The 12,441-nt window shown below is 55.6% G+C and carries 8 protein-coding genes; 5 read left to right on the top strand and 3 right to left on the bottom strand.

Going from position 1 to position 12,441, the window contains the following annotated elements:
• A complete protein-coding gene (locus tag VK574_RS13990; RefSeq protein WP_472800462.1) occupies nucleotides 1–942 on the bottom strand; it encodes a glycosyltransferase family 2 protein in 942 nt (313 codons plus the stop codon).
• Nucleotides 943–985: 43 nt separating this feature from the next.
• Nucleotides 986–2,248, bottom strand: coding sequence for a GumC family protein (locus VK574_RS13985; RefSeq protein ID WP_472800461.1), 1,263 nt, complete (start codon nucleotides 2,246–2,248; stop codon nucleotides 986–988).
• Between the two features lie 438 nt (nucleotides 2,249–2,686).
• On the opposite strand from VK574_RS13985, the gene VK574_RS13980 reads away from it, so the two are divergent.
• Genes VK574_RS13980 through wecB form a run of 4 tightly spaced genes read left to right on the top strand, consistent with a single transcriptional unit; the run spans nucleotide 2,687 to nucleotide 7,817 of the window.
• Nucleotides 2,687–3,898 (top strand): glycosyltransferase, encoded by a 1,212-nt coding sequence (locus VK574_RS13980; protein WP_472800460.1) that lies wholly within the window; start codon nucleotides 2,687–2,689, stop codon nucleotides 3,896–3,898.
• The gene (locus tag VK574_RS13975) at nucleotides 3,895–5,406 is read left to right on the top strand and encodes an MOP flippase family protein (protein WP_472800459.1); all 1,512 of its coding nucleotides are present in this window, start codon (nucleotides 3,895–3,897) and stop codon (nucleotides 5,404–5,406) included. Before VK574_RS13980 ends, VK574_RS13975 begins: the two co-directional genes overlap by 4 nt.
• A gap of 41 nt (nucleotides 5,407–5,447) precedes the next feature.
• A complete protein-coding gene (locus VK574_RS13970) occupies nucleotides 5,448–6,701 on the top strand; it encodes a glycosyltransferase family protein (RefSeq protein ID WP_472800458.1) in 1,254 nt (417 codons plus the stop codon).
• On the top strand, nucleotides 6,702–7,817 hold the full coding sequence (gene wecB / locus VK574_RS13965) for a non-hydrolyzing UDP-N-acetylglucosamine 2-epimerase (protein WP_472800457.1): 1,116 nt from the start codon (nucleotides 6,702–6,704) through the stop codon (nucleotides 7,815–7,817).
• A gap of 25 nt (nucleotides 7,818–7,842) precedes the next feature.
• Here wecB and VK574_RS13960 read toward each other — a convergent pair whose 3' ends face one another.
• The gene (locus VK574_RS13960) at nucleotides 7,843–8,505 is read right to left on the bottom strand and encodes a class I SAM-dependent methyltransferase (RefSeq protein WP_472800531.1); all 663 of its coding nucleotides are present in this window, start codon (nucleotides 8,503–8,505) and stop codon (nucleotides 7,843–7,845) included.
• A 738-nt stretch (nucleotides 8,506–9,243) separates the two neighbouring features.
• On the opposite strand from VK574_RS13960, the gene VK574_RS13955 reads away from it, so the two are divergent.
• Nucleotides 9,244–12,372 carry a protein kinase domain-containing protein gene (locus VK574_RS13955; protein ID WP_472800456.1) on the top strand — a complete coding sequence of 1,043 codons (3,129 nt, stop codon included), beginning with the start codon at nucleotides 9,244–9,246 and terminating at the stop codon, nucleotides 12,370–12,372.
• Nucleotides 12,373–12,441: the final 69 nt, after the last annotated feature.

The following is a 12,441-nucleotide window of genomic DNA, read 5'->3' as shown; positions in this document are numbered from 1 at the left end:
TTACATTAAGTTCCTCATCGACCCAGCTGTACCCTGATAGAAGGCGCGCAGCATTAAGAAGAAGCGTTTCATCTTGCCGGGCGCGAGAAGGAGACGAGAAATGATGTACTTGGGAAGAGCTACCAGGTTTGCCAGGCGCCAATCCCGGCTCATCCGGTTTCCTCTAAGCAGGTAGATAGTATTGCGGACGATGTAATAGTCCCTTGTTGCGCTGTGCAGATAAAACGTCTTCCCCATCAAGGTTTTCGCATGATCTCCAATGCTGTGTGTCATGATGACCTGCGGGACGATGTAACAGCACAGGCCCAGAGCGCTGGCGCGGTACGCCCATTCGGTATCCACAAAATCGATGAAGAGCAGATCGAGCATGGGCCCGACCTGGCGCAGGATACTCGTTTTGATCAAAGCCCCCGATGAAATGACTGAATCTGTTTCGACGGGATTCTCTTCCGTGCTGGCGATGGGAATCCGATGCACCTTAAATCCTTTGCAGAAGACCCGCGTAACGCGCTTACCGCTCTTTTCGTCGACATAAAGCGGCGCAACGGCAGCCACCCGCCGCCCCTGATCGAGAAGACATTGCTCGGCATGGAGTAAGTTTTTGACCCCGCCCGCAGGCAGCATGCTGTCCTGATCAAACATCATGATGTGTGTGTAGTCTGCCTTGAGGACCACTTCGATGCCCACGTTGAAAGCAGACGCAACGCCCAGGTTTCTGCCCTGGGGGAGATAGCGCAAATCCCTGCATGACGGCAGTGCTGAGCGCGGATCTTGTGCCTGAGACCCCGGGGTGTTATCGATCAACAGGATCACGTCTACCTGATCGGCAATACTGCTCACCAGGCGGTACAAGAGGCGTTCCTGCGGAAAATAAGTAACGACGACCGCCGCAACTCTCGCGTGCGGAGGGGCCAGGCATGAGGAAACCGCCATGGTGGGCATTGCGATTTCGGGAGCCTGATGTTCCTTCATAGCGGCAGACGGGCTAAGCGGTGCGTCGTTTCGATGGAATTGCTGCACGCAGGCGATCGATCTTGGACGCAAAACGCGGATCGAGCTTCCAGCGCTGCCAACTGTACTGCCCATACACGAAGAAGAGGGCAGACCAAAATCCGAAAAACGTCATCACGACAACCATAAGGCCCCGCTTTGGCGAGGAGCGCAGATCCGGCGGCAGAGCAGGATCGACCACCTGGACGAGCGGTCCTTCCTTGGCTTCATCCAGCTTGGCGAGCTCATACTGACGGTCAATGATCATGTAGACCTCTTCGCCAAATTTGACATTACGCAACTTGCGAACATACTCGAGGTTGTCTTTGCTTACTGCGCCTTTGGGAATAATCAGCGAATCAGGATCAGCCGCCGTCCCCCCCAGCTTCTCCAGCTGCGCTTGCAAACTTGCCAATTCTTCTTTCGCTTGGATCAACTGTGCATTTTGACCCGTCGCAAAAGTTTCCATTGACTGTATCTCTACTTCTTTCGCGGAGACTTGGGCCTGGAGCGCAGCCGCTGATTCGATCAGGGCTCTGGACTGGCTGTTGATTTCAATCAGACCCGATTTTTGCTGCATCTCCTTCAGCGCTTCCTCAGCGGCAGTCATCTTCTCCTGGGCCTGTCCAAGTTGCTGTTCGAAAAAAAGGCGGCGTCGCGCCGCCGCGGTGATGGCTAGATGTTCCGACAGGTTGCGGAACTGCTCGACAAAGCCATTGGCGAGTTCGGCAGAACGGTGCGGATCCGCATCTTCGACCGAGATACGGATGAGACCGTCCTTCGCACCACTGTCGATTGTCGTTCGGCCATCAAGCACCTTGCGCGCGGAAGAAACGTATTTTTGATGGAACTCCTGCATGAGGCCATAGCGTTGCACCATCGCATCTTCCACAGTCTGCCCCCTCAACAGCGAAACGTACATGTCATTGGGATTCTTGAGCCCAAGACTGCTGCCGGCCATACTGGCCAGGCTGCCAATTGCACCGCCCATCTGTGCGGCCATCATGGTTTCCAGGGAAGAGTTCTGATCCGGAGGAAGCAGGGTCACTGTAGCGGTGTAGCTCTTCGGCCACACAAGCGAGAGAACTACTGCAACAACAGCAAATCCTGCTGTTATACAGAAAATGGCCAGCTTTCGCTCAAAGAACAAAATGAGCAGATCGAGGACGGATATGCGGTCTTCCTGATGCCCCGTATCGCAATCACTGGAAAGACCTGGCGATGTTACAGCCGTTGTATTGCCTTCTCCGATTATCAAATCTCGTCAGCTCCTCCGTGGTGAGGATGGACCATTCTATGGTTGGAAGTTGATGGCTGCTGGCTAGAGGATACTAGGTAGCAGCCTCACAGGCGCCGCTCAGGACGGCGGAGGCCAACCGTCGCCGCACCATCTTGTAATTCTATCAGTACGTTGCACCCATGCAGCCAATGCATTTCGGAACACGATGTTTCGATCACATTTGACTGTTGGCAACAGTGCATCAATGCTGTCCTCATGTCCAGGCGATTCAGCATGAAGCACTTTTCACGCCCTCAGATCCTCGATCGGGGGGCATATCGCTACATTTACCGCCTTTCGTGCGTGCGAACAGAGCCAGACACAGAATGCAGCAAGTCGAAATCTCCAACTTCCGACGGCCGAGCTGCAGGGCGGTTTAAGCACATAGAATAAACATCAGTGCAAAACGCGGTTGAGATGACGAACCTTACGGTTGGGCAATCTGTGACATGCTGGCTGCCTCAGACCGAGAATTGGCTCTACGATCAAGTCAGCCTGCTGCCCGATGAGATTGTCAGCCATGTTTTTTGTGAAATCGTCTCCAACCTGGATCAATTCCCGCTGCCCGAGGGGCATTTGCACAGCTTCGAACAAGTTCGCGGACTGCGCCGATCCTGGGACGACGTGTTACGTAAAATGCGATTACGACGCTATCACGGTTATGCAGAATCCATATGCAGAATGACGGGAGTGGAGGTATTGCACTCCCACTTTGGCAACACTGGCTGGGTTGATCGGAAATTGGCTAGGAAGCTGGGAGTGCGTCACGTCACCACGTTTTACGGACTGGATGTCAATCACCTGCCCACCGTAGATCCTAGCTGGAAGACGCGCTATCTAGACCTGTTCGCAAGCGTAGATCGGATTCTCTGCGAGGGACCGCACATGGCTGGCTGCATTACGGCTCTGGGTTGCCCTGAAGAAAAAGTGCAGGTGCATCACCTGGGCGTACGCGTGCAAGAGATTGCTTATCGGCCACGCCTTTGGAAACGGGCAGAACCGCTGTCGGTTCTGATCGCGTCGACCTTCCGCGAAAAGAAGGGTATCCCCGATGCCATCGACGCACTTGGTGTGTTAAACCGCGAAATAGCCGTGGATCTGACCCTGGTCGGCGACGCTACGCACGAAGAAAACAGTCAGAATGAAAAGAGGTGGATCTTTGAGGCACTCGATCGGAACGGGTTGCGTTCCCGGACCCGTCTGCCTGGCTATCTCAGCTATGCGGAGCTGATGCGGGAAGCATATAGCCATCACGTTTTTATGGCTTCCAGTGTAACTGCAGATGATGGCGATACCGAGGGCGGCGCTCCTGTCAGCATCCTCCATATGGCTGCAAGCGGTATGCCGATTGTCGCTACGCGCCACTGCGATATCCCAAATCTTCTCCCTGAAGATACCCGTCTTGCTGCGGAGCACGATGTAGAGGGTCTGGTCAGCGAGTTGCGCAGGCTGGTGAACAGCGCCGGCTACTGGGAAGCTGAGTTGGCAAAAGCCAGACAGCATATAGAAGAAAACTTCAACGCACGCATACAGGGACAGAGACTGGCGCAGATTTATGCGCAGGTCGTATCGAACCGGACAGGATCTCCGACGCGTGCTGCATCGTCGATCGCGCAGGTAAAGAAATGACCTCTCGTCCCAACCTGCCCGAGATCCCGATGAGCCCTCCGGCTCCCCCGCTTTCCGAGATACCCGTTTCATCCAATCTGGGAATTTCTGCCAGCTCGGGAATCAAGTGGAACTTTGTCTCCCAAGGCGGACAGCAGGTCGCCCAGTTGCTGACGATGGTGGTACTGGCTCGTCTGCTGCCTCCCAGCGACTTCGGGCTCCTGGGAATGGCTGCCGTTATTCTCGGCTTCATCACTATCTTCAAAGACCTGGGAACTGCCGCAGCCGTGATACGCAGTCGTGCTTTTGACCCGGAGCTGCTCCCCACCGTTTTCTGGGCCAATGTTGCCATGGGCATGCTTGGTACATTGCTCCTGGTGTTCACTGCCCCCGCAGTTGCAGCTTTTTATCGCGAGCCCACCCTCACGGGCATCATGCGCGCTCTGGCTCTTGGCTTTTTCATTTCCGGCTTAAGCAATCTTCACAAGGCGCTTCTGGAGCGGAAGCTCGCGTTTCGCATACTGGCGGGCGTGGAATTGACGAGCGTGCTCGCGGGGGCAGTTGCCGGCATTAGCACTGCTAAGTCCGGCTTCGGAGTTTGGGCTCTGGTCGCCCAGCTATTGACCAGCACGACTTTCATGACGGTGCTGCTGTGGATTTTTGAGGAATTCAAGCCCAGCATGACCTTTTCGTGGCGCGCGCTCTCTGGTCTTACCAGCTTCAGCCTGAATCTTACCGGCTTTAATGTATTCAATTACGTCATACGTAACGCGGACAATCTGCTGATCGGACGATTCCTGGGTCCCTTTCCTCTCGGCATTTACGCTTTGGCCTATCGCATCATGCTCTATCCACTGCAGAGTGTCACCACCGTAATTAGCCGGGTAATGTATCCCGTTTACTCATGCATGCAGGACGACGACGCTCGATTCCGGGCTGCGTTCGCGCGCACCGGAGGCCTGATTGCACTGGTTACGTTTCCGCTGATGACGGGCGTCTGTGTCTTAGCGGAGCCCTTCATCCTTGTTGTCTTCGGCCCCCACTGGGCGGGCGTTATTCCCTTGATCCGTATCCTGGCGCCTATAGGCATGGTGGAGTCCGTGGCAGCCACCTGCGGCGCCATTCTCCAAACCAAGGGACGCACCGACGTCATGTTTAAGTGGGGCGTGTTTAGCGGCGTGATTGTTCTTTTTGCTTTCGTTGTAGGTCTGCGCTGGGGACTTTTGGGAGTGACCACGGCGTATGCCATCGCCTCAATCCTGCTGACCCTTCCCTTCCTGCTCATTTCTCTTCGCCTTCTCAAGATGCGACTGCGGGAACTGTTTAGGCCTTTGGCAGGTCCGCTCTTTGCCAGTCTGGTCATGGCAGCGGTGGTTCTATTGCTCGACAAAGTCCTTCATCTTAATTCGCGCGCTCTTCTGTTGGGCTTTCTGGTGCTCACGGGAGTTCTACTTTACACGGCGGTCAGTTGGCTATTCAACCGCCGCCAACTGCTTGATGCCCTGCATCTGGCCATGCGCAAGGCATGAGTGCCTAAACCAACCGTCATTTGGAGAGTTTCGACCGAGTTATGACGCAGCCTGATGCCCAAATCGCTGACTCTCCACAGAGTAACTCCGTGGTTCAATGTACGCATCGCGGCCTATTTGTCGTCTTCCACGAAATTGCGCCAACGATCTTTGAATCACAGATCGTGGTTCACGTTCATGACATGCGCGCGATTGGCGTAGAGATGGAAGTCTGGGTATTTGCCCTAACGCAGAAAGACTATGAGCTCTCCTGTGAACGTGCACCAATTCTTGCTGCTCGGCATGGGGTGGGGATCCGCGTCTTTCGTGCTTCCCGCTTTGGCCTGATTTTGTCCGACGCTGCCAACACCTGGCGTTTATGGCGAGCATTGCGCAAGGCTTCATTTCCTCCTGGCTTCATCCACGCGCGCACGGATTACTCAGCCTTTATCTGCGGTTTGGTACGCCCGTTTTTCGGATTTGAGCTGATTTGGGATTGTCGCGGGGATACCGTCGCTGAGCATCGTCTCTCCCTTAGCAATCCCAGTCTGCTCAGACGTGTTCTTGTAACCCTCCGGTGCATGGTCATGCGGGTACAGCGAACAGCGGTACGAAAACTCTGCACGAGGGCTATCTTTGTCAGTGATGCTTTGCGTTCAGTCAGCGTTGGCGCATCCTCCGGGATGCCATTCGAGATCATTCCCTGTGTGGCGTCGTCCCGGCTTTTCCATTTTTCGTCGGAGTTGCGCAATTCCGTCCGCAACAAACTCGAAATTGCGCCCGGAAGCAAGGTATTGATCTATTCAGGTTCGATTTCGTTCTTCCAGTGTTTTGACGAGTCGGTTGCACTTTTTCGAAGAGTCCTGGCGAGCGATCCTGGCGCGGTCTTTCTTATCGTTACGCCGAACAGCGAGGCGGCTCATCATGCTCTGGATGGGATCCCCAAACAAAACCTGCGCGTGCTTTCCGCAACCATTGCGGATGTAAATGGATTTTTGAATGCCGCCGATTTCGGTATTCTACTTCGCCGCAGAGATGCCATCAACCGTGTTGCCTCGCCGGTCAAGTTCGCCGAATACTGTCTCGCAGGTCTGCCCGTTATCATGACTGATGCGGTCGAGCAATCTGTACAAATCGGTCGCGAACTGGGCAATGCTCTAGTGACTGAACTTGGATCTCTGCCAGAATTCCTAGCGCCCTTGTCCGCTGGAGATCGAGAAGACCTTTGCCGGAGAGCGGCGCTCAGACTCGGCCGCGAAGCAGCTGAAGAATCTTACCGTAGAACCTATGGCGTTTCGAGTCAGAAGGAGAGCTAATTGATCAAGGTTGACCTTATCGCTGGGGCGCGCCCAAATTTTATGAAGGTCGCGGCGCTTTGTGCTGTAGCATCCGAGTTCCCCGAGCTCCTGCTCCGCCTTGTGCACACGGGCCAACACTACGATGAGGCCATGTCTGAGGTTTTTTTCAAGGAACTTGGACTGCCGACGCCTATTACTCACCTCGGCAGCGGTTCCGGCACCCATGCTGCCCAAACGGCGCTGGTGATGGAACGATACGGCACCTGGATTGAGAGCAACCGCCCTGACATGTGCATGGTCGTGGGAGACGTAAATTCGACCGTGGCATGCGCACTGGTGGCAGCCAAGGAACATATACCGGTAGCGCACGTCGAAGCTGGTTTGCGTTCATTTGATCGCACTATGCCGGAGGAAATCAATCGCATCGTCACCGACGCAATCGCAGATTTGCTCTTTGTTACCGAGGAATCCGGCGTCGAGAATCTTCTGCGCGAGGGACGCCAGAGAGAAGCGATTCATTTGGTGGGCAATGTGATGATCGATACGCTCTTCCGCATGCTGCCGCGCGCCCTTGAATTGCGATCCTGGTCGACTTTCGGCCTGCTGCCGGGAGCTTACGCCTTTGTTACCCTGCACCGGCCTTCGAACGTCGACGACCCGCAAGCGCTGGCGGAGATCTGCGACCAGCTCAAGTGGCTGGCGGAGCGTCTGCCCGTAGTATTTGCCGTCCATCCGCGAACGCGTGCAAGACTGGAAGACCTCCCCGGAGAGGCTTCTTTCCCCGCATCGGTTCGGCTCGTCGATCCTCTCGGATACCTCGATTCTCTTTGCCTGCTGGCCCATGCCCGCTGCGTGGTCACGGATAGCGGAGGTCTACAGGAAGAAACGTCGGCCCTGGGCGTTCCCTGTTTTACTTTGCGCGATAATACAGAGCGGCCAATCACACTAACACGCGGCACAAACACACTCATCGCTGGTGACTGGAAGAAGTTTCGCGCTGGTGTGTTGCAACTGATCGCTGGCGGCGAGAGACGTGAGCGGAAACCGATTCCATTCTGGGACGGCCACGCCGCTCAGCGAATCTTAGCGCAATGCAGGACCACGTGGAGTCGCGGAGAGGCGATGAAGCTATAGCGTAAGAATTCTCGTATAGTTGTCTTCACCGAGACGTACCGGGCTTCCACGCCATGCAATTTGCGCTGCAACTCAGGCGCTCCCATTTGGTTACTCTAAAAATCACCTTCATAATCAGCCTGCCTATAGCGTTTTTCCCCATGATATCCAACGGGGTGTCAAGCTGACTTATGTCTGTAAATCCTCTCGACGCGAGAAGACTCTTAAGAGAACTAGGGGAGTATAAGCAGATGTGTGAAGGGTCGGCATCGCGTTCATGCTTGTTGAATTTGCTCGGGGACATCACAATAAACAATCCGCCTGGCCGCAGCACCCGGTAACATTCAGATACACAGGCTTCGGCGACGGCAGGCTCAAGATGTTCTATAACCTGGTTCAGGTAAATTGTCTGAAATGTGCAATCGCCCAAAGGGAATGGGTCACTGAGAAAATGCTGCTTTAGATTCAAAGATGGACAGCGGCCCCGCGCAATGGCAATCGCTTCAGCAGATCCTTCGAGCCCAAGACATTCCAGATTCCATCGATGTGCCGCTTCGAGAAGTTGGGCGACACCTGCGCCGACGTCCAAGATAGGGCCGGGCTCAGAGTGCTGGATGGCAAATGCCAAGAGTCCCCGGTACCATCGCCAATCCCTTGAAGAATAATACTCGTCGTAATAACCGGATGGCGCTAGACCGCGATTAGTCATCCCCACCGTGTCCAAAAAACCTATGTCGTGAACCAGGATTCTCATTGCTGTTCCTGGATACCTAAATGATACACGCGCATTTCGCCTTCCCGGTAATACTCAGGAATTGGTGCTGTTTCCGCCTGCAATCTTGCGAGATGCAGAACAGTCGCGCAAGATAGTCACAGCGTTTCATGCCGTCGGAAGAGTTGGCATTGCGGTGTGATTTTGCTTGGCTCTTTGGCGTTCATCCGGGAGTGCTGACTCAGGAGTTGACGGCTGCCAGGCATCTCGACCAAGCCGGAAGCGGAAGATTTGCCGGAACGTGCACAATGAATGGCACCCGTTTCTGTAGTTTTCGTCTCGCTTCGCCCTTTGCAGGAACCCCAATCTGTATCGCCACAGTTCAAAGCGACCAAGCCATTCCGGCAGGATGCAAGGTCGACGGGGCGACGACCACCATTACCGCTGGATCGAGTAATACGAACACCTGGGGTGCGGTGGTAATCGGCAATCCCAACTAGGAGCGACGCCTCAGAATTATCAGTCCGCTCGAACCATGCGCTGGTGGACTGTCGGAAGTGACTGATCCGGCATTGATGGAAGATCGACATCTATAGCGGTCACATGTACGGGACAGCCTCGTTTAAGTGCAAAAGGTATATGATTTTAAGGGGATGTCAACATTTGGTCGTTTCTACGACCCGTCCGGCAGGGTTGTCTCTTCCTCTAGCTCCAGGCAGTTTCTGAAAACTCAACATGAGTGACTCCAAGCGGCCCGATAACAAGCCTTTCCCCAGAAAGCCCGGCCCTCCGGGCATCGGAACTCCGTTTGCCGGTGAGAGTTCCTCCGGAAACATCCCAAATCTCTCGGAGAAGCGACCACAATTCGATCCCAACGCTACGATCATCGACACTTCCTCCCGATTTGATCCCACCGCGAAGCCGGTGGACGCCGACGCCACCATTCTTGATTTCCAAGCCAAGGTGGTAGATCCCAACGACACCATTCCGCCGGGAACTTTGGTTCGACCTTCCCCTCCCCCGCGAGCGCCCACTCCTCCCGGCACGATTGCCAATCCTCAAGCCAGTGCTGCCGAATCCAGGATTGGCGAACTGCTGGGCGGACGCTACGAACTTCTACAACTGCTCGGGGAAGGCGGCATGGGCGCCGTCTACAAAGCTCGCGACCTTGAACTGGAGCGGGAGGTCGCGCTCAAAGTAATCCGGCCGGAGATGGCGGATCATCCCGAGATTCTGCAGCGCTTCAAACAAGAGCTGATCCTTGCGCGCCAGGTCACGGACCGGAATGTCATCCGTATTTTCGATATCGGAGAAGCGGGAAAGACAAAGTTCATCACGATGGAGTATCTGGAGGGTGAAAACCTCAATCAGATCCTCAGTCAACGGGGCAAGCTGGACATCGCGGAAGCGGTCGGCATCATGGAACAGGTGGCCTGCGGGTTGGCCGCCGCTCACCGGGAAGGAATCATCCATCGAGATCTGAAGCCGGGCAATATCATGCGCGACAAAAGCGGCCGCGTGGTGGTCATGGACTTCGGGTTGGCGCGGACATTCTCTGGCGATGGAATGACGCGGGCCGGCGCAATGTTGGGAACGATCGAATATATGTCTCCCGAACAGGCGCAGGGCATCGATGTGAAGGCCAGCTCGGATATCTTCACCTTCGGCCTGATTCTGTATGAGTTGCTTGCCGGAGTCACGCCATTCTATGCCGAAAGCGCGATCGCAAGCTTACTGAAGCGCACGCAACAACGCGCCGTTCCGTTGGCGGATATCGACAAGCACATCCCTGGAAAGCTGAGCAACATCGTCAGCAAGTGTCTCGAGAAGGACCCTGCAAACCGCTACCAAAATGCTGAAGCCCTGGATGCGGATCTCCGCGCCTGGCAAGGCAGAGGCGAAGGAAAGAAGGTCTCCGCATCTTCGGCGCAGTTGCGCTTGAACCGCATTCGAGAGCTTCCCTGGCCTCGCCTCGCGATCGCGGGCGGTCTAATTGTGGCGATCGCTGCCGGAATTGCCTGGTACGTTATCGGGAGGCACCAGTCCGCAACAACAGTGGCACATTCCCCGGTTTCGGTGCTGGTTGGCGACTTTGCGAACCATACCGGCGATCCGGTATTGGATAACACGCTGGAGCAGATGCTGGGTGTGGCCCTGGAAGGCGCGAGCTTTATCAACGCCTACAGTCGCGGAGATGCGCGTAAGCTGGCGAGCAAACTTCCCAATCCCTCAGACAAGCTCGACGAGCAATCGGCGCGGCTTGTGGCCGTGAACCAAGGCGTCAACACGGTCATTACCGGCGACATCAGCTTGCGAGGCGACCAATATGATATTTCGGCGATCGCACTGGATGCCGTAAGCGGCAAGGTGCTCGGTAAAGCGGATGTCACCGTTGCCAACAAGCAGGAGATCCTGAGCGACCTTCCCAAGCTGGCTGCGCCACTTCGCCAGGCTCTCGGCGACACTACGCCCGCCTCGGTTCAGTTCGGTGAAGTCAGCGGAGGGTTTACGGCCGCATCGCTGGAGGCCGTTCACCAGGATGCTCTCGGTGTGGATGAACAGTTCGCGGGTAAGTTCCAGGAGGCATTCGATTCGTTCCAGAAGGCCGCGGAGTTGGATCCAAAGTTTGCGCGGGCGTACACGGGGATGGCAGCCATGGCCCAGAATCTGGGGAGGCCCGGGGACGCAGTGAAGTACATGAAGATGGCGATGGAACACGTGGACCGCATGACCGAGCGGGAACGCTATCGCAACCGCGGACTGTACTACCTCACCACGGGCGACTGGCAAAAATGTGTTCAAGAATATTCTCAGTTGGTCACGCGCTATCCCGCCGATCGCGTCGGTCAGAACAACCTTGCCAGTTGCTATGTGCAGTTGCGCAACGCGCCGAAGGCGCTTGAAGCGGCGCAACACGCCGTTCAGATTGTCCCCAAGGGAGTGGGGCCGCGGCTGAACCTGGCATTCATCAGTGCCTTTGCCGGCGATTTTGCGGCGAGTGAAAAAGAGGCGCGCGCGGCGCTGGAGATCAGTCCGTCGGCCGCGCAGGGCTACCTGGTGCTCGCCGAAGCGGAACTCGGGCAGGGCCAGATCGAGAAAGCGGCCGAAGCCTACCATCAGCTTGAGAAGTTTGGCCCGCTGGGTGTGTCTACCGCGACCGCTGGACTAGCCGATCTTGATGCCTATCAGGGAAAGTATGAAGAGGCGGCGCTCATGCTCACACAAGGAGCCACCGCCGATGTAGCGGCGAAGATGGCCGACAACGCTGCAAGAAAGTATGCGGCGCTTGCAAACATGGATGAATTGCAAGGACACCATGCGGCAGCGCTCGCTGACATTGGCAACGCGTTGGCAAGCAGCCAGTCTACCCAGATTGAGTTCCTGGCGGCGAGCATCTATATCGATGCGGGAGATCTCGCCAAAGCGCAAAAGCTCGCGGCGAGCCTTTCCTCCGCACTGACAAGCGAGTCGCAGGCTTACGGGAAAATCATCGAGGGGATGATCGCACTGAAGCGAAAAGATCCGAATGAAGCAGTGAAACAAATCACAGCCGCAAACAACCTGCTGGATACCTGGATCGGCCGCTTCGAACTGGGACGGGCCTATCTGGATGCGGGAGCGTTCACAGAGGCTGACTCAGAGTTTGATCAATGTGTGAAGCGGCGAGGCGAAGCGATCGAACTGTTTATGGATAACGTTCCGACCTACGCCTATTTTCCGCCTGTGTATTACGATCAGGGGCGCGTGCGAGAAGGGATGAAGAGCGAGGGGTTCGCGGAATTTTATAAGACCTATCTCAGCATCCGAGGGAAATCTACGGAAGATCCGCTGGTTCCCGAAATCCGACACCGTATCGGTCAATAAACCACGGATACGAATAATCCACCAACTGGAAGCAGACCCGAAAAAGCCGACAACGAGGCAACAAGAAAG

This window comes from Occallatibacter sp. (assembly GCF_035317045.1).
Lineage (GTDB): Bacteria > Acidobacteriota > Terriglobia > Terriglobales > Acidobacteriaceae > Telmatobacter.
This window is presented reverse-complemented; position numbering and strand designations above follow the sequence as displayed.